General features: G+C 44.5%; 20 protein-coding genes and 1 tRNA gene. 14 read left to right on the forward strand and 7 right to left on the reverse strand.

Annotation, left to right across the window (positions count from 1 at the left end; genetic code table 11):
- Positions 1 to 130 precede the first annotated feature (130 nt).
- The 12 genes from ACTXGJ_RS05880 to ACTXGJ_RS05935 all read left to right on the forward strand — a co-directional run bounded on the left by ACTXGJ_RS05880 (position 131) and on the right by ACTXGJ_RS05935 (position 15,387).
- Positions 131 to 2,335 carry a malate synthase G gene (locus ACTXGJ_RS05880; RefSeq protein WP_443565353.1) on the forward strand — a complete coding sequence of 735 codons (2,205 nt, stop codon included), beginning with the start codon at positions 131 to 133 and terminating at the stop codon, positions 2,333 to 2,335.
- Positions 2,336 to 2,937: 602 nt separating this feature from the next.
- Entirely contained in the window at positions 2,938 to 4,074 is a 1,137-nt protein-coding gene (locus ACTXGJ_RS05885; protein WP_443565354.1) for a porin, read from the forward strand.
- Positions 4,075 to 4,205: 131 nt separating this feature from the next.
- Positions 4,206 to 5,327, forward strand: coding sequence for a porin (locus ACTXGJ_RS05890; RefSeq protein WP_443565355.1), 1,122 nt, complete (start codon positions 4,206 to 4,208; stop codon positions 5,325 to 5,327).
- 172 nt (positions 5,328 to 5,499) lie between these two features.
- On the forward strand, positions 5,500 to 7,134 hold the full coding sequence (locus ACTXGJ_RS05895) for a CTP synthase (RefSeq protein ID WP_439242712.1): 1,635 nt from the start codon (positions 5,500 to 5,502) through the stop codon (positions 7,132 to 7,134).
- A gap of 338 nt (positions 7,135 to 7,472) precedes the next feature.
- A complete protein-coding gene (gene kdsA / locus ACTXGJ_RS05900; RefSeq protein WP_443565356.1) occupies positions 7,473 to 8,348 on the forward strand; it encodes a 3-deoxy-8-phosphooctulonate synthase in 876 nt (291 codons plus the stop codon).
- Between the two features lie 40 nt (positions 8,349 to 8,388).
- On the forward strand, positions 8,389 to 8,643 hold the full coding sequence (locus ACTXGJ_RS05905) for a cation transporter (RefSeq protein WP_439242708.1): 255 nt from the start codon (positions 8,389 to 8,391) through the stop codon (positions 8,641 to 8,643).
- Between the two features lie 259 nt (positions 8,644 to 8,902).
- A complete protein-coding gene (locus tag ACTXGJ_RS05910; protein WP_439242706.1) occupies positions 8,903 to 9,127 on the forward strand; it encodes a heavy-metal-associated domain-containing protein in 225 nt (74 codons plus the stop codon).
- A gap of 222 nt (positions 9,128 to 9,349) precedes the next feature.
- On the forward strand, positions 9,350 to 11,704 hold the full coding sequence (locus ACTXGJ_RS05915; RefSeq protein ID WP_443565357.1) for a heavy metal translocating P-type ATPase: 2,355 nt from the start codon (positions 9,350 to 9,352) through the stop codon (positions 11,702 to 11,704).
- Positions 11,705 to 11,816: 112 nt separating this feature from the next.
- Positions 11,817 to 13,133 (forward strand): phosphopyruvate hydratase, encoded by a 1,317-nt coding sequence (gene eno / locus ACTXGJ_RS05920; protein ID WP_439242702.1) that lies wholly within the window; start codon positions 11,817 to 11,819, stop codon positions 13,131 to 13,133.
- Between the two features lie 77 nt (positions 13,134 to 13,210).
- Entirely contained in the window at positions 13,211 to 13,525 is a 315-nt protein-coding gene (locus ACTXGJ_RS05925) for an FtsB family cell division protein (RefSeq protein WP_439242700.1), read from the forward strand.
- An 81-nt stretch (positions 13,526 to 13,606) separates the two neighbouring features.
- Positions 13,607 to 14,362, forward strand: a complete 756-nt coding sequence (ispD, locus tag ACTXGJ_RS05930; protein WP_439242699.1) for a 2-C-methyl-D-erythritol 4-phosphate cytidylyltransferase — start codon at positions 13,607 to 13,609, stop codon at positions 14,360 to 14,362.
- Between the two features lie 422 nt (positions 14,363 to 14,784).
- Positions 14,785 to 15,387, forward strand: coding sequence for a BLUF domain-containing protein (locus ACTXGJ_RS05935; RefSeq protein ID WP_443565358.1), 603 nt, complete (start codon positions 14,785 to 14,787; stop codon positions 15,385 to 15,387).
- A 285-nt stretch (positions 15,388 to 15,672) separates the two neighbouring features.
- On the opposite strand, the gene ACTXGJ_RS05940 is transcribed toward ACTXGJ_RS05935, so the two are convergent.
- The 4 genes from ACTXGJ_RS05940 to pyrC form a co-directional block, all read right to left on the reverse strand.
- A tRNA-Glu gene (locus ACTXGJ_RS05940) sits at positions 15,673 to 15,748 on the reverse strand.
- A gap of 52 nt (positions 15,749 to 15,800) precedes the next feature.
- The gene (locus ACTXGJ_RS05945) at positions 15,801 to 15,998 is read right to left on the reverse strand and encodes a hypothetical protein (RefSeq protein ID WP_439242695.1); all 198 of its coding nucleotides are present in this window, start codon (positions 15,996 to 15,998) and stop codon (positions 15,801 to 15,803) included.
- A 114-nt stretch (positions 15,999 to 16,112) separates the two neighbouring features.
- A complete protein-coding gene (gene rnt, locus ACTXGJ_RS05950; RefSeq protein WP_439242803.1) occupies positions 16,113 to 16,790 on the reverse strand; it encodes a ribonuclease T in 678 nt (225 codons plus the stop codon).
- Between the two features lie 213 nt (positions 16,791 to 17,003).
- The gene (pyrC, locus tag ACTXGJ_RS05955) at positions 17,004 to 18,083 is read right to left on the reverse strand and encodes a dihydroorotase (RefSeq protein ID WP_443565359.1); all 1,080 of its coding nucleotides are present in this window, start codon (positions 18,081 to 18,083) and stop codon (positions 17,004 to 17,006) included.
- A 346-nt stretch (positions 18,084 to 18,429) separates the two neighbouring features.
- Between pyrC and ACTXGJ_RS05960 the strand changes: the two genes are divergently transcribed.
- The gene (locus tag ACTXGJ_RS05960; protein WP_439242691.1) at positions 18,430 to 19,668 is read left to right on the forward strand and encodes an argininosuccinate synthase; all 1,239 of its coding nucleotides are present in this window, start codon (positions 18,430 to 18,432) and stop codon (positions 19,666 to 19,668) included.
- Between the two features lie 77 nt (positions 19,669 to 19,745).
- Here ACTXGJ_RS05960 and ACTXGJ_RS05965 read toward each other — a convergent pair whose 3' ends face one another.
- A complete protein-coding gene (locus ACTXGJ_RS05965) occupies positions 19,746 to 21,032 on the reverse strand; it encodes a hypothetical protein (RefSeq protein ID WP_443565360.1) in 1,287 nt (428 codons plus the stop codon).
- Positions 21,033 to 21,163: 131 nt separating this feature from the next.
- Here ACTXGJ_RS05965 and ACTXGJ_RS05970 point away from each other — a divergent pair, with 131 nt between their 5' ends.
- Entirely contained in the window at positions 21,164 to 21,679 is a 516-nt protein-coding gene (locus ACTXGJ_RS05970; protein ID WP_443565362.1) for a L,D-transpeptidase family protein, read from the forward strand.
- Positions 21,680 to 21,774: 95 nt separating this feature from the next.
- On the opposite strand, the gene ACTXGJ_RS05975 is transcribed toward ACTXGJ_RS05970, so the two are convergent.
- Positions 21,775 to 23,352 (reverse strand): CYTH and CHAD domain-containing protein, encoded by a 1,578-nt coding sequence (locus ACTXGJ_RS05975; RefSeq protein ID WP_443565364.1) that lies wholly within the window; start codon positions 23,350 to 23,352, stop codon positions 21,775 to 21,777.
- Positions 23,353 to 23,631: 279 nt separating this feature from the next.
- Positions 23,632 to 25,221: an isocitrate lyase gene (locus tag ACTXGJ_RS05980; RefSeq protein ID WP_439242683.1), complete on the reverse strand. Its 1,590-nt coding sequence runs from the start codon at positions 25,219 to 25,221 to the stop codon at positions 23,632 to 23,634.
- Between the last annotated feature and the right edge of the window lie 27 nt (positions 25,222 to 25,248).

The following is a 25,248-nucleotide window of genomic DNA, read 5'->3' on the forward strand; positions in this document are numbered from 1 at the left end:
ATAATTCATTATAAGAACATTGATTATAAGACTTCTAAATGCTTGTTAGCTATAAAGGTCTAACGATAATATCAGTTAACCTTCCTTTATTGCTCGAGCGCCTCACTAAACCTATTACAAGGATATCATTATGAGTCAGGATTCAAACGCCAATCGCATTCAAAAAGGCAGCCTTGCTATCGATAAGCAGATGTATGATTTTATCGAAAACGAAGTATTACCAAAAGTAGGCGTTGATTCAGAAAGCTACTGGTCAGGATTTGAAAAGGTAGTCAAAGAATTCACTCCGCGTAATAAAGCCCTACTTGCTACTCGTGATGAGATGCAAGAAAAAATAGATCAATGGCATCTAGACAACCCCACTAGCAACGGCGAAGTGGATTTTGCAAAATATAAGCAGTTCTTACAAGAGATCGGCTATCTGTTACCAGAAGGCGAGGACTTTCAAGTCTCAACTGAGAATGTCGATGACGAGATCGCTCATATCGCAGGGCCACAGTTAGTTGTCCCAGTTCGTAATGCTCGCTACGCCTTGAACGCAACTAATGCGCGTTGGGGTAGCTTATACGATGCGCTATATGGTACGGACGTCATCAGTGATGAAAACGGTCAAGAGGCCAAAGGCGGTTACAATCCTACTCGCGGCGCTGCCGTTGTCGCTTACGCCAAGCAATTCTTAGATGAGAACTTTGCACTAGCATCTGGCTCTTACACTGAGGTGACTGGTTTTGAAGTGGTTGATGGCAAGCTACAAATCAATCAAGGCGACAGTAGCACTGAGCTCAAAGATGCAGAGCAATTCGCAGGTTACATGGGCGATGCAAGCAGTCCAACGGCGGTGCTTCTCAAGAACAATAATCTGCACGCCGAGATTCAAATCGATAAAGATAGCCCAATCGGTAAAGACGATGCGGCCGGTATCAAAGATGTGCTACTCGAATCGGCTATCACCGCCATTCAAGATGGTGAAGACTCTATCGCCGCGGTCGATGCTGAAGAAAAAGTCGAAGTGTATCGCAACTGGTTTGGCCTAATGAACGGCGATCTGAAAGAGACCTTTGAGAAAGGCGGCAAGACTCGTACCCGTCAGCAAAACCCAGACCGCGTTTATACTGCGCCTGATGGCAGCGAGTTGGTCCTTCCTGGTCGTGCACTGCTACTACTGCGTAACGTCGGACACTTAATGCAAAACCCAGCCATCTTAGTTGACTTAGGAAACGGTCAAGAAGAGATATTTGAAGGTATCATGGACGCTTTAGTGACCCCGTTACTAAGCCTAAATGACCTAAAAGGCAAGACTGAGCTGTCAAACTCACGTAAAGGCTCTATGTATATCGTTAAGCCAAAAATGCACGGCCCTGATGAAGTGAAGATGGCCAATGACTTATTTAACGCCTCTGAGGACTTGTTAGGTCTTGAGCGTAATACCTTAAAGATAGGTATCATGGACGAAGAGCGCCGCATGACAGTCAATCTAAAGAACGCTATTGGTCAAGCCAAAGAGCGCGTCATCTTCATTAATACCGGCTTCTTGGATCGTACCGGCGATGAGATGCATACCAGTATGAATGCAGGGCCATTCGTACGTAAAGGCGAGATGAAGTCGCAAGCATGGCAGCCTGCTTACGAGCAGTGGAACGTCGATGTCGGTCTTGAGGTAGGTCTGCAAGGCCGCGCTCAGATCGGTAAAGGCATGTGGGCTAAGCCTGATGAGATGAAAGAGATGATGGAGACTAAGGCCGCGCATCCGCAGTCAGGCGCTAGCACCGCTTGGGTACCCTCACCAACAGGTGCAACCTTACATGCCATGCACTATCATCAAGTCAACGTCAAAAATGTACAAGACCAGCTAAAATCGCGTAGCCGCGCCAATGTCGATGATATCTTGACTATTCCTTTGACCAGTGAAGCTAATTGGAGTGAGGAAGAGAAGCGTCAAGAGCTCGAGAACAACGCTCAGGGTATCTTAGGCTATGTCGTACGCTGGGTAAACCAAGGCGTGGGTTGCTCAAAAGTACCTGATATCAATGACGTCGGCCTAATGGAAGATCGTGCGACTCTACGTATCTCAAGCCAGCATATCACTAACTGGCTGCATCACGATGTGGTGAGCGAAGAGCAAGTCATGGAAACGATGAAGCGTATGGCTAAAGTGGTCGATGAGCAAAACGCGGGCGATCCTAGCTACCAAAATATGGCACCTGATTTCGATAACTCTTATGCGTTCCAAGCAGCTTGTGATTTAGTATTCAAAGGTCGCGAGCAGCCTAGTGGCTATACTGAGCCGCTATTGCATCAAGCGCGCCGTGATCTAAAAGCTAGCAGCACTTGTTAATCAAAGCTGTCAAAAGCTGCTTTATAAGCTCTTAGGTTAATCACTCTATGTGACGCTTTAATAACCCTCCTAGTCGCTCAATGAGATGAGTAGGGGAGTTAATGCTTATAATGTTAAATCGCTATTAAAAGCACTCCTATCAACACTATAGGAGTGCTTTTTTATGGCTATTTTATCTCTCAACCAACGGCTTTAAATGACTGCCTAATCCTCGCTAACTCTGAACTAGAATCCTCGAATTTATCTTCATAAGCATTGGAATAAAAATTGAAAGAATTAAGACTAAATGTCAAAAAAATGTTGCAAATTATGTCAAAGTTGTTATGCTTGTACTCGAAGTATGAGTTTGGTAACGGATGTTACGCAGTAGAACGCATAAGACTTAAGTTTACATGGTAGTTACATTACAAGTTACGTTAATGCTTTCTATATGTAAGTTAGGGTTTTTTCATATTACGGTAATAAAACTTCGCCATACTTGTTTCTGACTAAACTTGGTAGCCAGTTACACATTATATCTTTGAGGATTTGTGACGATACCCTTATGAGTAAACGCTAATCAAAGCACGCTCATTACTAAAATTGTAAAGTGGAGATATCCCATGAAAAAGTTACTTTTAGCTACAGCCATTGCCGCTCTATCTGTATCTGCAGCTAATGCCGCGCCACAAGTCTATGGTAAAGCATTTATCACTACCGATTACGTTAACGCAGAGTTGGACGGTCGAGAAACAGTAGCAGATGAAAATGGCAACTTTCGAAGCATCGACGAAGATAAAAACTCATTACAAATTAACTCAAATATCTCACGTCTAGGTTTCAAAGGTTCTGAAGCTATCACTGCTAATACTGACGTGGTTTATCAGTTAGAGTATGGCATTAACATCGATGATAGCGGCGATGACAACGTAGGTTTTAGAAGTCGTGATACTTATCTTGGTTTAGCCAATGAGCAGTATGGTCAAGTTCGTTTTGGTCGCAACTACTCAGTAACCGATTATATTCTTAATAGCGTACCTGTCACTAAAGGCTATTGGGATAATATTGGTGCAAGCAGCCTGAATACTGGTTCAGCAGCTGAAGCTTTAACGCTAACTGATGGCGGCCGTATCAATAACTCTATCATTTGGTTTGCCCCTAAATACAACGATCTACCATTAGAACTAACGTTGCAGTATGGTGCTGATGAGACTTTCGTTGACGATAATGATGATCGTGATACAGGCTACGGCGCAGCTTTGAACTTCAATCCAGGTACAGGCTTCGCGGCTGGTATTGCTTTGGATAAAGACATGAGTATCAACGGCGATATCCTTCGCGGTACTGCTAGTGTTGATCTAAGCAACTACGTTGCTTATCCAATAACATTGGGCGTGTTGTATCAGCAAGCGGATTATGACAATGCTGGTGAAGAAGACGGTCTAATGGTTAGCGCCAAAATGGGCTTAAGCAACTTTGCTCGTCCGGCCACTGTTTACGCTCAGTACAACAGAACAGAAAACTTAAGCGGCTTTGACGGCAATGACTCGGATCAGTTTGTAGTGGGCGGTGAGTACTTCTTTAAAGACAATATGATTGCGCATCTTTACGCAGGCTATAACTCTGCTGACTTAGACAACGATACATTCTTTGTGAGAGAGTCTGAGGTTGGTAAAGGCGACTCTGAGTTTGTACGTGTTGCTGGTAATGGCGATTCTAATGTATTAGCTATTGGTGCAGGTCTAGAATACTTATTCTAATATCGACATCTGACACAGCTTATAAAAAGACTCATCCTTCGGGGTGAGTTTTTTTGTATGGTAGATATAGCAATTAATCCTTAAAACCCTTTCAATATTATTCTTAGCTGATCTTGAAGTGAAGGTCTATTATGAAAAAAGTACTATTTATTCTAGTGAGTTCCGTTGTATATATTCCTATGGCACAAGCGGCTCCGGAGATCTACGGCAAGGCTTTTATGATGGTTGACTATGTGGATCAACAAGCGGACTATGAGGACCAAAACAATACTCCAAAGGATGCAGATGAGAATGCGCTGCAGATTAACTCGCATTTCTCACGTATAGGTTTGAGAGGAACCGAAGCCATTACGGACAGCACAGACGTTATCTATCGTTTAGAGTATGGGGCAGATATCGATGGCGACGACAGTCAAATCTTGCAAAGCCGTGATACCTATTTAGGTCTAAAGAACGAAGCTTACGGCGAGCTACGGCTTGGTCATAACTCATCTGTTTTTAGTTATCTGTATGGTCCTATTGTCAATAGAGGATACTGGGATAACCTAGGAACCAGAACGCTTGGTGATAATGAGAACGTCGCCGCGTTAAACATGCTCGACTATACGCGCTCAAAAGATTCGGCACTATGGATTGCACCTAAGTATCAAGGTCTGCAGCTAATCATGCAGTATGCTGCTGATGAGAGCTTTGAGAGTAGCGATAATGGCTATGGAGCAGCGCTAAAGTTTGATAAAGGCACGGGTTATACGGCAGGTATTGCCTATAGCAAAGATATTGAAGCTAGCGGTAGTATTGATACCTTAGACCTTGTGAATGAGGGTGATAATATTGAAAGTATTAGTTATGGCGGTGACGCCCTTCGTGGGACGCTAACGCTTGATGTAGATAGCTATCTAGACATAACGACTCCGTTGACTTTAGGAGCGGTGTATCAGCAAGCGGATTATGATTTTAGAGGTTCTGATAAAGAAAAGGGCCTGATACTCAGTGGCAAAATCGGTCTAAACCACCTATCTCATCCAGCTTCGATATACATTCAGTATAATAAAACCGATAACCTCAATGGCATTAGTAATAATGATTCTGATCAGATCGTAATCGGTAGTGAATATAATTTCAAAGACAATATGATTGCTCATGCTTATATCGGTCAGAACAGGGCAGATTATACCAGTCCCACTGATCCAACTAATTCTGTAGCAGATATTGAAGTGTTTGCCGTTGGTGCGGGTTTAGAGTATTTATTTTAAGCTGGCGATAGCGCATTAAAGCTGATCTTATGGATGAGCTTTTTTTATTTGTTTAGACAATAGTCCATAAGCGGCTCGCAAAACTTGAGAATTTAGCTGAGTTTAGCTTTTGCCCTATATTTTATGGCGTATTTTTAGTAAAATCCTTCTTTACCAATTGTTGATGAGTACTATGACCAAGTTTATATTTGTGACCGGTGGGGTAGTGTCCTCACTAGGAAAAGGTATCACGGCGGCTTCCTTGGCTGCTATCTTAGAAGCGCGCGGCGTCAATGTCACTATGACTAAGATGGATCCGTATATCAACGTCGATCCAGGCACGATGAGCCCATTCCAACACGGCGAAGTGTTTGTCACCGAAGACGGCGCTGAGACTGATTTGGACTTGGGCTATTACGAGCGTTTTTTACGTCGCTCAAAGATGAGTAAGAGTAACAACTTCACTAGTGGCCGTATTTATCAGAACGTCTTGAATAAAGAGCGCCGCGGCGAATATTTAGGCGGTACCGTACAAGTGATTCCGCACATCACTGATGAGATCAAAAGCAAGATTATTGCCAGTGGTCAAGGCTATGATGTTGCCATCATTGAGATTGGCGGTACCGTCGGTGATATCGAGTCATTACCCTTTATGGAAGCGGTGCGTCAGATGCAGGTGGAGTTAGGCCGTAATAAGGCTATGCTTATGCACCTCACTTTAGTGCCTTATATTGCAAGTGCTGGCGAGACTAAGACGAAACCTACTCAGCATTCGGTTAAAGAGCTACGCTCTATCGGTCTGCAGCCTGATATCTTAATCTGCCGCTCAGATCATCATATCTCACCTGACAATCGCCGTAAGATTGCGCTATTTACTAACGTGGAAGAGCGCGCGGTCATTATGTGTGAAGATGCCCAAAGCATCTATCAAATCCCGCGTACTCTGCACGAGCAAGATCTCGATGATCTTATCTGTGAGCGCTTTGGTCTGGATTTGCCAGAAGCAGATCTTAGTGATTGGGACAAAGTCGTTGAAGCACAGCTTAATCCAGAATCTACGGTCACTGTGGCTATGGTCGGCAAATATGTTGAGCTACCTGACGCTTATAAATCTATCAACGAAGCCTTGCTCCATGCCGGCATTACCCATCAAACTAAGGTTAATATCGACTATATCGATGCGGAGCGCTTAGAAGATGATGACACCGCTCTTGAGCAATTAAAAAAAGCGGATGCCATCTTAGTACCGGGCGGCTTCGGTGAGCGCGGCACTCTGGGTAAAATGAAAGCGATCACTTATGCGCGCGAAAATCATGTACCATATCTTGGCATCTGCTTAGGTATGCAGTTGGCAGTGATCGAGTTTGCGCGTAATGTCATGAGCATCGATGCCAACTCCTCTGAGTTTGATCGTAAAAGCAGCGAACCGATTATCGGCCTAATTACCGAATGGATGGATGAGCGCGGCGAGCTACAAATTCGTACTGACGACTCCGACCTCGGTGGTACTATGCGTCTAGGCGCGCAGCAAGCGGAATTGGTTGCCGGTAGCAAGCTGAGCCAGATTTATGGTGCCAATATGATCACCGAGCGTCATCGCCATCGTTATGAGATGAACAATCGCTATATCGAGCCTCTAGAGCAAGCAGGCATGACGATCTCAGGCTATTCAGCCAAACAGCATTTGGTAGAGTCGGTTGAGATTAGCGAGCATCCCTGGTTTATTGCTGTACAGTTCCATCCAGAATTTACTAGCTCGCCACGCGGTGGTCATCCGCTATTTAATAGCTTTGTGAATGCCTCGAAGAAATACAGCGCTAGCAAATAATGGTTTAAATATAGGCTTGACCAAAAGATCAATCTTCGGATTGGTCTTTTTTTATGACCTATATTAGAGCATATGTATTATAGTCAGTTCGAAATAAAATCGACACCCTAATGTCATCGTGTAGTTGGTAACAATTTTCCTTGCGTGCTGTTATCTTTCGATGCTGCGCAAAATCCATCCCAACCGCACTGTATCGTTTTTAAAGTGAATGAACTATATTTAGCTACGTGGCTTTTATTTTGTGGTTAAAGTTTATCTGTTGCAATCAAGCACTTTTCTTTAATGTGCTATCGGTTACAATATGAGCTAGAGATAACAATAACGAGGGTAACGACTTTATGGATAATTTATTAACTGCGCAGTCGCATATCGAGCTTAAGAAAAGTGATAACGATATCATTAATATCGGCAACGATCAGCCGTTTGTATTATTTGGTGGCATGAATGTTTTGGAATCCAAGGAGCTAGCGTTTGAGATCGCTGAGCAGTATATCGATATTTGCGAGCGTCTAGGGATTGGCTATGTGTTTAAAGCCAGCTTCGATAAGGCCAACCGCTCAAGCCTACATTCGTTTCGTGGCCCAGGTCTCGAGCAAGGCGTAGATTGGCTCGGACAAATCAAAGAAAAGTACCAAGTGCCAATCATCACTGACGTGCATGAGCCGTATCAAGCGCAGCCTGTCGCTGAGGTGGCCGATATCATTCAGCTGCCTGCTTTTTTGTCGCGTCAGACGGATTTAGTCGAAGCGATGGCCAAGACGGACGCTATTATTAATATCAAAAAAGCGCAGTTCCTCGCGCCGCATGAGATGCGCCATATTATGAATAAATGCTTGGAAGCTGGCAACGACAAGCTCATCCTATGTGAGCGCGGTAGCGCGTTTGGTTATAACAATCTAGTCGTCGATATGCTGGGCTTCGATACCATGAAGCAGATGGATGTGCCAGTATTTTTTGATGTCACCCATAGTTTGCAGCAGCCGGGCGCGCGTAGTGATAGCGCAGGCGGTCGCCGTGAGCAAATAACCACGTTAGCTCGGGCCGGTATGGCGACAGGGCTTGCTGGACTGTTCTTAGAAGCCCATCCCAATCCTGAGGCGGCTAAATGCGATGGCCCTTGCGCGCTGCGTACCAGTCAGCTTGAGCCGTTCTTGCGTCAGTTAAAGCAGATTGATGAATTGGTCAAAGGCTTTGCGGTATTAGATACTCAATAAGGCACACGCCAATTATTCAACCGTTTAGAAGGATAAGGTTATGGCTATTCAGGTCGCAAAAGTCAGTATCGAAAATATTGATGATCAAGAGGGTATCGATGGGGTGATGACCGCGCTCAAAAACATCCACGGGGTTACCGCAATCGAGCTTGATGCGGCGGCCAAAACCGCTTTGGTAAGTTATGAAGATACTGATACTAGCATTCATGCGTTGACAGCAGCGATTACGATGGTGGACTACGTTACTCAGCCCTTTCCTATCGATGCGCCGCAAAATCCGCGCAACTTGGATTAGTGGCTGACTGGTTGCAAGCAGATTGAGCAATTGGTTATTTTTAAATGCTGCCAGGATTTGTTTAGTTTAGCTGTTTTGAGCTGACAAGTTATTAAGCGCTTAATAAATTGATAACCAACTGTTCTTGTAGTTAACAAAGATAACCCTTAACGTAGATAGCGAAAGCTCATTTCAATAATGAGCCGGAAAAATAGCAAACGATAATGAATCAAAAATAATCAACCAAATATAACTAATCAAATATAACAAGGAGCCTAACATGGCAAATCAAACGAGAATCATTAAAGTCGATGGCATGACTTGCGAGAAGTGTGTCGAGAGCGTACACGGTGCGACTGTCGGTATGGACGGGGTAGTAAGTATCGCGGTTGACTTAGCAGATAACTTAGCAACGGTTACTTTTGATGATGCAAAAACTAGCGCTGATAAGATTGCAAGCGCTATCGATGATGCTGGATTTGACGCTACCGTCGCTAATTCATAAGTATAGTTTTGATTGATAGGAATACCAGTTATTTTAGATAGCTGGTTTTTTTATAGCTCACTGTTTTATACCTTGTATTAAACCGTCTCGTCTCTAAGCGCTTAGTGCTAAGCGACTGAGGGTATTCAACCGCCTAATGTCACTTGAAAATAGTCTAAAAAGCCTAATCTCATAACCACTACAATATACTTATTCTTTAATTATCGCTAAATGAGTGATCCCATGATTGATTCTTCCCGCACCGCTACTGATGAGCCTTATGAAGTAGATACTGATATTCAGGCCAATACCGCCTTGCAGCCAGAGCGCGCGCATTTGCAACTGGCGATTGATGGTATGTCTTGTCAGGCTTGTGCCTCACGTATTGAAAAGGTGTTGAATAACAGGGATGAGGTTTACGAGGTCAATGTAAACTTTGCTGGCGAGACGGCGAACGTTGATTATAACCCGGAGCAGACCACGCCTGAGCAAATCACTGAATGGGTCAATAAGACTGGGTTTGTTGCCAATTTGCAGGCAGGCGATAGCTTATTTGCCAAAACCGATGAAGACACCGCGACTAAATGGCCTTGGCGCTTAATCGCACTTTGGGTCTGTCTAGCGCCTTTTTTAGTCGGCATGGCGGGTATGCTGACAGGCTTTGGTATGGCGTGGATGCCGCCGGTTTGGATACAGTTTATACTTGCAACTATCGTCCAGTTTGGTCTAGCACTGCCTTTTTATAGTAGCGCTTGGGCGTCGATCAAAGGCGGCTTAGCTAATATGGATGTGCTAGTCGTCATCGGCACTCTAGCCATTTGGGGATATTCTACTTATCTGTGGCTGACACATGGCGATGGAACATTAAATAGTTTATTGCAAAGTGGACATGCTAGCGGTCATGGTGCAGACAGCTTGGGCGTTTATTTTGAAGCTGGGGTGATGGTCATTGCCTTTGTGCGTACCGGTAAATACCTAGAGGAGCGTACCAAAAAGCATAGCTTGAATAGCATTGATTTACTGCTATCTTTAACCCCAGATGAGGTCGAGCTACAGCAGGCGGATGGCAGTTTTCAAGCGCTGCCGCTAGCTGAGGTGAAGATGGGCGATATCTTACGCGCCAAACAAGGCAGCCGAGTCGCGACCGATGGCACAGTGATTGAGGGCAGCGGCTGGTGTGAGGAGAGTCATCTCACGGGCGAGTCGGTACCGCTAAAAAAAGAAGTGGGTGATGAGCTGTTAGCAGGGGCGTTGGTCGAGAACGGCAGTTTATTATACCGTGTGCGCGCTAAGGGTAGCGATACCAAGCTTGGCGACATGGTACAAGCGCTTAGTGACGCCCAAGGCTCCAAGGCAGATCTAGCTCGCCTTGCTGATAGAGTGACCGCTATCTTTGTGCCAGTGGTGATAGCTATTGCTATTATTACCTTTGCGGTCACTTGGTGGCTGACAGGAATGGTCGATACGGCGCTTATGCATGCGGTGTCGGTATTAGTGATTGCTTGCCCTTGTGCACTAGGACTGGCAACTCCTGCCGCGATTATGGCGGGTATGGGAGTTGCAGCAAGGCATGGCGTATGGTTCAAAGATGCCCAAAGCCTTGAAGCGGCGGGTCATATCGATACCGTCGTACTCGACAAGACAGGGACGTTAACCCTTGGTAAGCCGGCTATCGTTGATCAAATGATGGTCGATAAATCAATAGCTGCTGATGATGTGCTTCAGATAGCTGCTAGCGTTGAGGCGCACGCCAGTCACCCACTAGCAACTGCGCTCATCAATGCAGCGAGCGCACGCCAGTTAGCACTGATGCCAGTAACACGGATAAATGTAGTCAAAGGTGCAGGTATTCAAGCGACTATTGAAGGCTTAGGAGTGATCAAGGTTGGCACCGCTGAATTTGCTAGTTTGAAGCTACCCAGACTGATGCCAAAAGTCTGGCAAATCGCCAGTACGGTCGCCGTAAGTATCAATGATGAGCCGCTCGGCGCTTTTGCTTTGGCCGACGATCTAAAAGCAGATACACCGCAAGCGATTAGCGCCCTACAAGAGGCCGGTCTCAAGGTCATTTTGATGAGTGGCGACAAGCAGTCGGTGGTCGATCATGTCGCTTGGCAGTTAGGTATCGATGAGGCTTATGGCCGCATGAGCCCGCGTGATAAAGCCAGTCAAATTGCCAAATTACAAACCGCAGGTCATAAAGTGGCGATGGCGGGTGATGGCGTTAACGATGCCCCGGCTATGGCCACCGCGGATGCCAGCTTTGCCATGTTTGAGGGCACAGATGTCGCACAGCATAGTGCTTCTGCACGTTTGATGGGTGAGTCTTTGATGCACATTGACGCGGCGCAAAAGATCGCCAGTGCCACCCTGCGTAACATCAAACAAAACCTATTTTTTGCTTTTATTTATAACTGCCTAGGTATTCCCTTGGCGGCTTTTGGTTTCTTAAATCCTATGATCGCCGCCGCGGCGATGGCGCTAAGCTCTATTTCTGTCTTAATGAACGCGCTGCGTTTAACGCGGTTTAAAACTAAGGTCGAGCTAGATGATACAACACTGGTTTCAAGTCCTAAAAAACTAGCTGCAGCTAAATAAAGTGCCAGAAAATTTAATCCAATTTATGCTATGATGCCAACTATTAAAGCTCATTTTACTTTCCCTTTTTTATCCCACACACTTGGCATGACCAAAGGAATTCACAGACATTATGTACGCTGAAGAAATCACTAACGTTACGGCAATTAAAGACATCCGCGCTCGTGAGATTTTAGACTCACGGGGTAATCCAACGATTGAGGCGGATGTTATCTTAGCTGATGGCACTATTGGACGTGCAGCCGCGCCAAGTGGTGCCTCAACGGGCTCACGGGAAGCGCTTGAGCTACGAGATGGCGATAAAGATCGTTACTTAGGTAAAGGTGTCAAAAAAGCCGTCGCTAATGTCAATAGCCAAATCCGTAGCGCACTGATGGACAAAAACGTCACTGACCAGCAAAAAATTGATGATGCGATGATTGCGCTTGACGGTACTGAAAATAAAGAAAGCCTAGGCGCTAATGCTATGCTAGCGGTGTCTTTAGCAACAGCCAAAGCTGCGGCAAAATCACAGAGCCTGCCGTTACATCAGTATATTGCCAATCTGCGTAATCAGACTTCTTTGACGATGCCAGTGCCGATGATGAATATCCTAAATGGTGGTGAGCATGCTGATAATACCGTCGACATTCAAGAGTTTATGATTGAGCCGGTAGGTTTTACGAGCTTCTCAGAAGCGCTACGTGCGGGCACAGAGATTTTCCATAGCTTAAAATCAGTATTAAAATCACAAGGCTTAAATACTGCCGTCGGTGACGAGGGTGGCTTTGCTCCTAATTTGCGTAGCAACGAAGAAGCCATCACTGTCATTATGCAAGCCATTGAGCAAGTCGGCTATAAGGCGGGCGATGATATTCATTTAGCGCTTGATTGCGCTGCTAGTGAGTTCTATAAAGACGGCAAATATATTTTGGCAGGCGAGGGTAATAAGACTTTTGATAGCCAAGGCTTCTCTGATTATCTTGTCAATTTAACACGTCAATATCCGATTATCTCTATCGAAGATGGTTTAGATGAATCAGATTGGGACGGCTGGAAATACCTAACCGAACAAATCGGTGATAAAGTCCAATTAGTCGGCGATGATTTATTTGTCACTAATCCTGCTATCTTGCAAGAAGGTATCGATAAACATATCGCTAATGCTATCTTAATTAAGTTCAATCAAATCGGGACGTTATCTGAGACCTTAGATGCTATTTATATGGCTAAAAAGAACGGCTATGCGACCATTATCTCGCATCGTTCAGGTGAGACTGAAGACAGCACTATCGCTGACCTAGCGGTCGGTACTGCTGCCGGTCAAATCAAAACTGGCTCACTATGCCGCTCAGATCGCGTTGCGAAATATAATCAGCTCCTGCGTATTGAGCAGCAAGTTCGTGCCAGCTATCGCGGCGCCGATGAGTTCATAGGCTTGCGCGGTTAACGCACTTGTTCGCTAAACGGTCTTTTTCTACTGGGTTAGGAAAAGACCTTTTATTATCATTAATGTGAAGCTCCTTTATGAAGTATTTCAGTCAATTCATGCTCCTTGCTTTAGCCGTTGCGGTACTATTAGGGCTACAGTATCAGTATTGGCTAGGCGAAAACGGCCGCTTTGCAAGTAAACAGCTCTTGACCCAAATCGAAGAGCAGCAGCAATCTAATGACAATCAAATAGCGGCGAATGAGCTGCTACGTACTGACGTCCATGATTTAAAGACCGGTCTTGAAGCCGTAGAAGAGCATGCACGCTTAGATTTAGGCCTGATCAAGCCTAATGAAACCTTTGTACAGATATCTACTGCCCCAACTACCCATAGCAGCTATAATCCATAATTATTATAAGATAAAACCGCTTTTAAGCTGATTTCTGCGTCTTTGCCTTCCGCCTTTTCAAATATCGATAATAGCCCTGTCATGAATACTACTCCGAACATACACGCCATGATTGTCGCTGCTGGTCGCGGTAGCCGTTTTGGCGCTGCCGTTGCTAAGCAGTACACTAGGATAAACGAGCAAACTTTATTGCAGCATAGCGTGACTCGGCTAGCCTCTAGCAGCTATATAAATCGCTGTTATTTAGTCATTGCGGCCGATGATGAAGTAGCCTCAACCTTAACGTTTGCACTACCGACTGATTATGTCATCGGCGGAGCAGAGCGTTGGCAATCTGTCCGTGCTGGCGTTAGCGCTATTCTTGAGAGTGGCGCTGATAAAAGCGATCTTATCTTGATCCATGATGCTGCCCGTCCAGCTGTGCCCACTGAGGATATCGATAGCGTTATCACAGCCGCCATGTCTGAGCCATACGGCGCTATCTTAGCGGCTCCGGTAGCAGATACCTTGAAGCTGTCTGCAGCGCCGCCTGCACAGCACTTCGATGATGGCAGTGATTCTTCGGTTAGCGATAACGATTATATAAAAACGACCATTAACCGCCAGCACATGTGGCAGGCACAGACGCCGCAGATCTTTCGAGTCGGAGAGCTGAGCCGTCTGTTAGACTATGTCAATGAATATCAATTATATATCACTGATGAGGCCAGTGCCTTTGAATACTTAGATCTACCTATTCGCTTAGTAAGTGGTAGCCGCCAAAATATAAAATTAACCTTTCCTGATGATGCTATATTATTGGCTGCTATTTTGGCAGCTCAAGCCTCCTTAAAATAAACAAAAGTTCTTAATCCTATCTGAAAAAAGTCATTCGCTCAATATGAATAAGATGTGCTGATACTTTCAAAAAAATGTATTTGAAAAGCTAAGTGTTGCATAAAAATCGTTTTATTTGAACAAAATCACTAGTCCTGCTTTAGCTTTGTCCATAATAATTACCAAAACCCTCCTAATTACAATTAATTAGCACTCAGAGCAGAGTTTGTTTGCTTTGTTGACTATAAAGGCCTATGATGTAACCAAGTCTATACAATTAGGCTAAGAATCCTATAATATATATAGTTGAACATGACGTTCCCATCGAGTCCTGTCAGGCCTTTATATTATAAATTATAAATAATTGTTTGCTTTTTAACTGGTTTGCTTAATTATTTGTCTATATCATAATAAGGAGAATCTGATTGTCAAAGCTCAATGAAATGACAAGTTCAGACACCACTAACCTCTATCAATTTATCTATATTAGTCGTATTACTTCTATAGGGCTTTCTGGCGCTAGTACACTTAATGATATCGCTGAAGTCTCAATTGCACACAATAAAGCTGAAAACATCTCAGGTATTCTTTGCTACGGTAATGGTTATTTTTTTCAATATATTGAAGGCTCAGAACAGGCACTAACAAATCTAAAAAACCGCATATTAAAAGACAGTCGTCATAAGGAAGTGCAGACTTTAGAGTTTTCGGCTATTACTGAGCGCCGCTTTACTGGGTGGTCATTACGTTCAATTATTCTTGAGCGCTGGATGCTTAAAGACCCTAAGATGAAAGCGCTGCTACCATTCAATCCTTATAATTGGGCTCCTGATGAATGGATGGGATTTGTAAATATTCTGCAAGGCTACTATGAAAACCAAGAAATAGAAGGTGAAATCGACACTCAGCCTATTAAGTATAGCGCGTTGGGTCTGACCTTTAGTAGAGTTGTCGGCCAGCATCAAGCCTTCTTCCTTATTCAAACTGTATTAGGGATATTGATTGTTTTGGCTTTATTGTGGTTTATGTTGTCAGATAAAATATAAGAATTTAAAAAAGTTAATTTTTCATTAGACTATCATAAGTATTAAAAAAGCCAGCATTATGCTGGCTTTTTGTGTTTTAAGAGTGAAAGTTATGAATAGCCTAAGAGGTATTCCTCTATCGATCAGTCCTTTATCGAATACTGAGCACGCCCAAACTGGAACAAAAATATAGCCACAAAATTTGGCTCACAGAGTCTAATTTTTAGACATAAAAAAACCTTCAAAATCCAATAGACTTTGAAGGTTTTAAAAACGCTTACTATTAAAAGTAAGCGTTTTAATATGTGGCGTCCCCAGGGGGATTCGAACCCCCGTTACCGCCGTGAAAGGGCGGTGTCCTAGGCCTCTAGACGATGGGGACTAGGTCATACGCTTCAGCTGCTTTCACCGTTTATGCTGAAGTGGTGCACATTTTAATAGCGTCTGTGCTTACTGTCAAGCTTTTTTCTACGTTTTTTTAACGTTAAATATCTTTTTTTCAGTGCACGGCGAGGATGTAGATTATTCTTTTTTAAATGATGGCGAATCCATAAAGAAGTGCAAGCACTAATTGTTATCGCTAAAAGCATATAACCTAGAATGGTCGCCCATAGTTTCGTTTGCGGGTCCATAGCAAAATCCTCTTTAATGACCTCTATTACTCATCATACGCATGATTGCACCTGACGAGCAAGCGAAGGTAGATAAAGATTACAAATGCTATCCGGCCGCCTGTTAGTGCTATTTTATCCTTCCTGTTCACTAGTAGTTTCCTGCTTGTCATCTGGCTCTGATTCAAGCGCATCGGCATGCAGGGCGTTGGCGAGCATCGGGTAGCTATTGAGAATATGACAAAAAAGCTCGGCTGTTTTTTGTGTATCGTAGAGCGCTGAGTGGGCATCGTTGCCATCGAACTCTAGCCCTGCGGCTTTACAAGCGCGTGCCAGTACTGTCTGTCCAAAAGCTAAAGCCGATAAAGTCACCGTATCAAAGACTGAGAACTGGTGAAAAGAGCTATGGTTTTTGCTATTGGTACGTAGCACCGCAGCGTTTAAAAACCCTAAGTCAAAATGGGCGTTATGACCGACCAAGACGCATTGACGACACTCTTGCTCACGGCGTACTTCTTTAAGTGCCTTAAAGATACGGCGTAGCGCTGTCTTCTCATCTTCAGCGATGGCTTTACGCATAGGGTTATTGGGGTCGATACCAGTGAACGCTAACGCTTTGGGCTCTAGGTTTGCGCCTTCAAACGGCTCAATATGTGCGTTTAACGCCTCTCCTAAATAGAACACGCCTTCATCGTTGAGTAGGATCGGAATACACGCAATCTCCAGCAAAGCATCGGTCTGAGCATTGAAACCTGCGGTTTCTACATCGACGACGACAGGCATAAACTTACGAAAGCGCTCTTTTAGGGTCATCGGCGCCTGTACCTCTACTGCCTCCAGATTTGCTGAAGGGGTGCTGTTTTTATCCTTACCTGTCTTACTCGTTAAATTTTCGGTGGACGAAGTCATCTCGCTTTGCATAGTCATAACCATCTAAATCGTGTTTATCATCAGTGAAAAAGCCGTTTTGCAACGGCTTAGTAAACTGCGCTCATTAGCGAAGTTTTAGGTTGGCGGGTCTATCGATTAGTCTTTGATAGACCAAGGTAGCGTCTCACCGGCCATCAGCGGGGTGAGGGTAGAGCCATCAAAGTAAGGGTAAGCGCTCGGGACTTGCATCGGGGTCTTAGTCAAAGTGACTGTCTCAGTGTTTAGCTCTAACCCATAGAACTGCGCCCCAAAACGACTGGCAAAGCCTTCTAGCTTTTCGATTTTACCGACGCTATCAAAAGCCGTGGCATACAAAGCAAGCGCCACCTCTGAGCTATAGCAACCGGCACAGCCGCACGCTGCTTCTTTTTTGTCCGTCGCATGCGGGGCGGAGTCGGTACCCAAAAAGAATTTTGGATTACCACTAGTCGCGACATCTAGTAATACTTTCTGATGGCTTTCGCGCTTTAGAATAGGCAGACAGTATAGATGTGGTCTGATGCCGCCTACTAACAAATGGTTGCGATTGAGCATCAAATGATGCGGGGTAATCGTTGCGGCGACATGATTACCTTGTGACAACACAAAATCCGCTGCATCACTGGTTGTGATATGTTCCATGACGATCTTTAGCGTAGGAAACTTGCCGATGATTTGTCCCATGACCTCTTCTAAAAAGCGTTTTTCTCGATCAAAGATGTCCACATGACTATGAGTAACTTCACCATGAATGAGTAGCGGTAAGTTGTGCTTCTCCATGGCCTCAAAGATATCAGCGCGAGCGTTAATATCAGTAACCCCATCAGCGGAGTTGGTTGTGGCACCGGCTGGATAGAGTTTGACCGCTTGCACGATGCCGGATTGAGCGGCAGCTTCGATATCTTGTACGCTCGTTTGATCGGTCATATACAGAGTCATACGTGGATCAAAGGCAGCTTTACGCTCCTTTGGAATATCGCTTATTTGCAGTCGCTGCAAGATACGCTCACGATAGGCGCGAGCATCGTCGGTGTTTTTGACGGGCGGAACGAGGTTTGGCATGCAGATGACGCGGTTGAAGCTGGACGCTGCGTGCGGCACTGTAGTAGCAAGCGCCTGATCATCACGCAAATGAAGATGCCAGTCATCTGGCTGAAGGATAGTTAACTCTGCAATCGAATCAGTAATAGGAATCATAGCGCTCAATAGGTTGATTGATGAGATAAAAGGCGTAAAAATGCTCTAATAAAACCACATTTATTGTTTGACTATCATAACAGGTTTACTGACATGACTGAATATGTGGCTGCACATCTCTACATAATTATTGGCAAAAGCAGACGAGCTGGGCACTGCTTAGCATGATGATCTAAGCTGCGCGCGCTGTTAGACTTTTGCCTATAGCAAATATGATGTACACTGGAGATGGAATCTATTTTTGACTCAGTTTTCATCTTTTTTCGTGCTTTTTTAATCTTTTTTATATTATTTATCACTAATTATATTTACTTACCACTCATTATACTGACAGCAGGAGTTATTTATGGCGCAACTTGATCCAAAAAATATCAATAAAATTGTCTTAGCCTATTCAGGTGGTCTTGATACTTCCATCATTGCCAAATGGCTACAAGAAACTTATGATGCAGAAGTCATCACCTTTACCGCTGATATCGGTCAGGGCGAAGAGGTTGAGCCCGCTCGCGCCAAAGCGGAAGCGATGGGTATTAAAGATATCTATATCGAAGACTTACGTGAAGAGTTTGCTCGTGATTATGTCTTCCCAATGTTCCGTGCTAATGCCATCTACGAAGGCGAGTACTTACTAGGCACCTCTATTGCGCGTCCACTCATCGCCAAGCGCTTGGTTGAGATTGCCAAAGAGCATAATGCCGATGCTATTAGTCACGGTGCAACTGGTAAAGGTAACGATCAAGTACGTTTTGAGCTAGGCGCTGTCGCTTTATCCCCTGATATTGTCACTATCGCGCCTTGGCGTGAGTGGGATCTATCGAGCCGTGAAAGCTTAATGAAATACGCCGAAGAGCACAATATCGCAATCGATTACGCTGGTAATAAGAAAAAATCTCCATACTCTATGGATGCCAACTTGCTGCATATCTCCTATGAAGGCGGTATCTTAGAAGATCCGTATGCAGAAGCTGAGGAAGATATGTGGCGCTGGTCAGTGAGCCCAGAAGAGGCACCTGATGAGCCGCAATATCTAGAATTAGAGTACAAAAAAGGCGATCTCGTTGCTATCGATGGCGAAGCACTCAAGCCTTATGAGGTGATGATTAAGCTCAATGAGCTTGGCGGCAAGCATGGTATTGGCCGTTTAGATATCGTTGAAAACCGTTACGTTGGTATGAAGTCGCGTGGCTGTTATGAGACACCAGCCGGTACTATCATGCTAAAAGCGCATCGCGGCATTGAGTCTTTGACACTAGATCGGGAAGCGGCGCATCTAAAAGATGAGATCATGCCACGCTATGCTAAGATTATCTATAACGGTTATTGGTTCAGCCCTGAGCGTCTTATGCTACAAGAGCTTATCGACAAGTCGCAAGAGTATGTCAACGGTACGGTACGTGTGAAGCTGTACAAAGGCTGCGTAAGCGTCGTTGGTCGTAAGTCAGATGATTCATTATTCGACGAAAAAATCGCCACTTTTGAAGATGATGCGGGTGCTTATGACCAAAAAGACGCTGAAGGTTTCATCCGTCTAAATGGTCTACGTCTAGCGATCGAAGCCAGTCGTGGTCGCGATCTATCTAAGTAAAGCTACCAAAACTTATGATAAAAAACAGAGGCTTTAGGTCTCTGTTTTTTTATGCAAAAAGGCTTTTACCGCTAGAGTTACTTCGCATCCTCTTCGTCATCGACTTTTACAATAGCGACGTCCTGTTGCTTGCGCTCTTCGGCTTGATCGTGTTCTATGACCGCCTCAGTTGCGGTTATCGCTCCGCTTGATTTTTGTGATTGATATTTCAGGGCAGCCAAAGCACTGAGCGCACCAATGACTAGGATAATTATAAGAATGACAGGGTTTTTCCAAAGCGGTGCTGCAGGCTCGTACTCAATCGGCGTCTCACTCGTAGTGGCAGGCGTGTTATCGCTATTGCCACCGATTAACGCTAAGCTGACTAATGGCGCGCTCGGCGGATTGATAGGTTCAGAGGCAATACGCAGACGCTGACGATTGAGATAGATGTCAGAGATTTTGGCTAGCTGTAACAGCCAACGCTGATGCGGCACACTGATATTAGGCATCTGGGTAAAGATGAGTAAGTCGTTATGTCGGCCTTGTTGGATATTTTCAGGCGAGCGGCCTATTACCTTTAGATAATTAGACGTCGCCTGTTGCATATCTTGCCCAGAAGCAGCAAGATTAGGCTTGAATTTCATCAGCTCATACCAGTAAGCATCAAACGCTGGTGGTCTAATATCAAGCACTTGTGAATCTGCTTGTTCGATATCAGCTATTTTAGCGTCTGTAGCTTCAGTGCTCAGCGCTTGTGGGTCTGCAGTCGTGTCTAACTCATTATTCGTAGGTTTAGTTGGAGCCATCTCTTTGCTAGAGGCTTGGAGGTTAGCATTGGCCTCGCTACTAGCCGCTGAATCTGCTGCAAAACGCTGCTTGGTTAAGAACTGCGGTTGCAAGTCAAACCATTTGTCCAACTCCTCATTATCCAATTGACTATACTCTGTCAAAATAGCCAGCTCGCGTAGCACAATAATAGTCAGAGTACCGAGGAGGGTTTTGACTTGGGCAGGGCTGCCATCAATTTGACCGGCAATATAGTCACAAGCATCATTGACACGAGTACTATCAATGAATAAAGTCTCAGTGACATCATGACGGTGATAAAGCGTGGCACTTAACGTCGCAAAATTCATCGCATTGTACTGGCGTAGCTCTTTGACCGCTGCTCGTGAGAACAGTTTTTTATTCACCGCTTGCGCTTGGTGGCGCTGCTGGTAAGCCAGCAAAGCAGCAAGGATGGCCTGCACGCTGCTGTTTACGGCTATACGGGTTTGCGGCAGCGAGAGAGTGGCAGCATCGGCTAATAAAGAAGTCAGAGGCTGAATATCCTGATACAAAAAATCATACATCGACACGCGTGTCGGTGAAATAGTGGTCATAATCTGCTAGCATCAAAAAGTGTTTATCTATCTTACGGTGCAAGCTATGCAGATACAATCCCCTAATATTAGAAAATTTTAGAGGGCTTTTATGTTATTGATAGGGCTAATAATTTTATCTGGATTTATATATGAAAAATACCGATATACCAAAGACAGAATTGGTAATTAACATCGCAGCGCAGACATTGACTACTTATAACAATGGGGTAGCTAGCCCTCCTTATCCTATCTCAACTGCCAAAAATGGTATCGGTAGTCAACAAGACAGTGGCTGCACCCCGCTTGGTCGTCACGTTATTGCCCAAAAAATTGGTGGCGATGCGCCTATGAATACGGTATTTGTCGGACGTGTTGCTACTGGTGAAGTATATGACATAGATTTAGGGAGTCAGTATCCACAGCGAGATTGGATACTCAGCCGTATTTTATGGCTTAAAGGCTTAGAGGAAGGCGTCAATAAAGGCAGTAATGAGCAAGGCGGTTGTGATACCTATCAGCGCTACATTTATATCCACGGCACTCCTGATAGTGAGCTGATGGGTATACCACTCTCACATGGCTGTGTGCGTATGCGCAATGCCGATATCATGGAGCTATTTATCCAAGTAGAAGAGGGCACGCCCGTAACACTTATAGAGGGTTAGCATGAGAGCGTGCCTTTTTAGAATTAAATGGTTTTAAGGTAAAAGATTATTCCTTTAAGCTATTTTGGGGCCATTTGTTTAGCTCAAAGTAGCCCTTACCAAAAGCTAGCAGTATCTTGCAGCTTAGCCAAATGTTTTTTACAGCGTTTAGTATCAGATTCTAGCTGCGCGGCAAACCATCCGGCCCCATATAAAGCTTGCGTGTCAGTGTGAGATTTTTGCTGATAATAGTGCTTATATTGTCGGTGATCTAAATACTCTCCAAGCGCTCGCTGCGCTTTTTTCAGACGTTTTAGCCAACGTTTGCTTTTTTTCTTTGCATAAAGAGGAGCGGCAAACTCGCTGAGATAGCGCATTTTTTTGAGCTGCTTACGCAGTTGGTGCGCTTTATCATAGATAGCAGCGCTCCGATCAGTATCATCAGTAGACGCCTCCAAAATGATATCTTCAAAATCATACTCAGCCTTAAGCAGCTTAATATGCTGCTTAGAGAGTCTTTTTGCCACTTTATCTTGCGCGCATTTATGGGCTTTTGGCTCGTGAGTAGCGTCACTCATCGTAAAAGCGATAAGCTCAAGCAAAGTCAGCTGAAAGTCATTGGCACGAACGGCGTCTATCGGCGTTATTTTCAGTTTGTCGATATCAGCGCTCCAATCAACGCTAGGCGCGCCAGCGTATTGTAGCGTTGGCTCGACATTAGTGACTAAGTAAGCCAACTGGCGATAATCGCCTAATAGTGTCGCCGTTTGTTTTAAGATAGGCAGCCATTCAGGATTGAGCTGCTCGGAGAATTTTTTAAAGCTCTTAAGCGCGCTGCGTAATCGTTGTATGCCTATACGTAGCTGCAGGACATGCTCGTTATCTTGGCTACCCGCTGCGATGGCGCTACTATTAGGTAGTATCTGTAATAAGCAGTTATGAACGACTGTACGCACGAACGCCGGCAAGCTACTGTCTTCATCGATTCTTAGCGCGTCTAGGTTGGCGCGAACCGCAGGGCTAAAGTCTTGCTCATGGAGTAGTAAGCTACCACGCTCAGCTTTAGTGACAGTTGATAAACACAGCTTATAGCGTTTGCACCATACTTTTGCAGTAGCGAATAAAAACTCTAACTCGCCTGAGACCAGCTCAAACTCTATCTCTTGCATATCCTGCACTTTTGCTTCATCTGTCCCATGAATAATCTTGCCATGATCATAGGCCACCTCAATGGTACTCACTGTACCTTGCTCATTCGCGCTTTGGGTTTCATCTTCTACTAATAAGCGAGTGGTGCGCTCGATATCGGTGATATATTGACGCGTTAATTTTTTATTGATTTTTTTGAGTTTAAAGTCTGCTAAAGCTGGGGCAATAGTGGTCTCTTTATATATTGATAAATCAGGCAGCAAGCTATCCGTCGCTAACATCGTCTGCACCAGTTCACTATCTAGAGTGATATTGTGCTCTAGACGCGCAGCAATGCCATCGCCGCCGGCTTTGATAGTTTGTACCCATTCATCGCCCTCTAAGCGAATTCGCAGCCCTATACCGCTTTCGGCAAGCTCTTGTTTGGGCGTATCAAAATAATGGGCGGACATCATTGTCGTCTGTGAGGATTTTACTTTTGCCTGACGCATAAGACCTTTTAATCGAGCTTTTGGCACCAAGAACTTCAATTCAATCTCTTGCATGATGTCTCCTAGGAGTTTTTATAATAGTGGGTTTGTTTCTATCCTATGAAAGCTGTCAATGAATGACAAGTAAAGTTTTGCCTAAGACTGAAGTAATGGTTGTAATAGATCCAATGCTCTTTATATCCAATGCTCTTTTAAAAAGTGAGTTGGCGCAGGTACAGTACCTGCATTAACCACAGGTAAAATATAGTCATAAAAAAAGCCACCCTACTGTTGTAGAGTGACTTTTATTTAAGCTTACAAAGCTATGAGTTATTCATAGTTTATAGCTTGAGATTAACCAAACTGGTTCATAGTGTTCTTGCCACCACCAGCTTTTAGAGCGTTGTCACCTGAGAAGATCTCTTTGTGATCATCGCCAAGATCAGAACCGGCCATTGCTTGATGCTTAACGCATGAAATGCCTTCACGGATTTCTTTACGTTGTACGCCAGCGGCATATGCAAGCATACCTTCTTCACCGAAGTAGCCTTTAGCTAGCTCATGCACACTTAGAGCAGTCGTGTGATAAGTTGGTAGGGTGATTAAGTGATGGAAGACACCTGCTTCACGTGAGGCATCACGTTGGAAGTTCTTAGCAGCTTCGTCAGCAGCTTCATCAAGTTCAGTACCATCATAGTCGCTGCTCATTAAGTCATCTTTGTTGTACTTAGAGATGTCTTTGCCTTCTTCTTCCCACTTAGCAATGATTTGCTTACGGAAGTTTAGCGTCCAGTTGAACGATGGGCTGTTGTTATAAACGAGCTTCGCTTTTGGCTGCTGCTCTTTGATACGATCTACCATCATTTTGATGTGTGCTACGTCTGGAGTCGGCGTCTCGATCCATAGTAGATCTGCACCGTTTTCTAGAGCAGTTACACAGTCAAGCACGACGCGGTCGATGTTGGTGTCTTCACGGAAGCTGTACAAGCCGTTTGGCATACGAACTGGACGTACCAATTTGCCGTCATGCTTAAGTAAACTATCGTTTTCGTTAGCGTCTTCAATGCTCACTTCTTCCATTTCTAGGAAGTCGATATATTTAGAAGCAAGGTCGCCTGGCTCATTTGATACTGGGATTTTTTGTGTTAACGATGCGCCTTCAGAATCAGTACGGGCAACGATAACGCCGTCTTCAACACCTAGCTCTAAGAAAGCATAGCGAATAGCGTTAAGCTTAGCGATATAGTCTTCATGCGGTACCGTTACTTTACCAGCCTGGTGACCACACTGCTTAGCGTCAGAAACTTGGTTTTCGACCTGAATGGCACAAGCACCAGCTTCGATCATCTGCTTAGTGAGCAAGTAAGTGGCTTCTTCGTTACCGAAACCGGCATCGATATCAGCAATGATTGGCACGACATGAGAGTCGAAGTTTTCGATTTTCTCTAAGATAGCTTTAGTGTCTTGACCCGCTTCTTCGGCAGCGTTTAGCTCACGGAAGTAATCGTTCAATACTTTAGCGTCAGCTTGGCGTAAGAAAGTGTAGATCTCTTCAATAAGCTTAGGTACTGACGTTTTTTCGTGCATAGATTGGTCAGGTAGAGGACCAAACTCAGAACGTAGCGCAGCTACCATCCAGCCTGATAGGTAGATATAAGTCTTTGAGGTAGTACCGAAGTATTTTTTCTTTGCATACATGGTTTGTTGAGCAACAAAACCGTGCCAAGCACCTAAAGACTGAGTATACTGAGAAGTATCATTGTCGTAGTCTTCCATGTCTTGGCGCATGATTTTAGCAGTGTACTTTGCAATGTCTAAACCGGTTTTGAAGCGGTTTTGTATCATCATACGGGCAGCATCAGTTTCGCTGATATTTTGCCAGTTACCATGCTTTTGCTTTAATTCACGTACTAAATCGATAGCTGACTTATAGGTTGTTGACATTTACTGTCTCCTTGGTGGGGTGAAAAA

Source organism: Psychrobacter sp. 1Y11 (assembly GCF_052259045.1).
Classification (GTDB): Bacteria; Pseudomonadota; Gammaproteobacteria; order Pseudomonadales; family Moraxellaceae; genus Psychrobacter.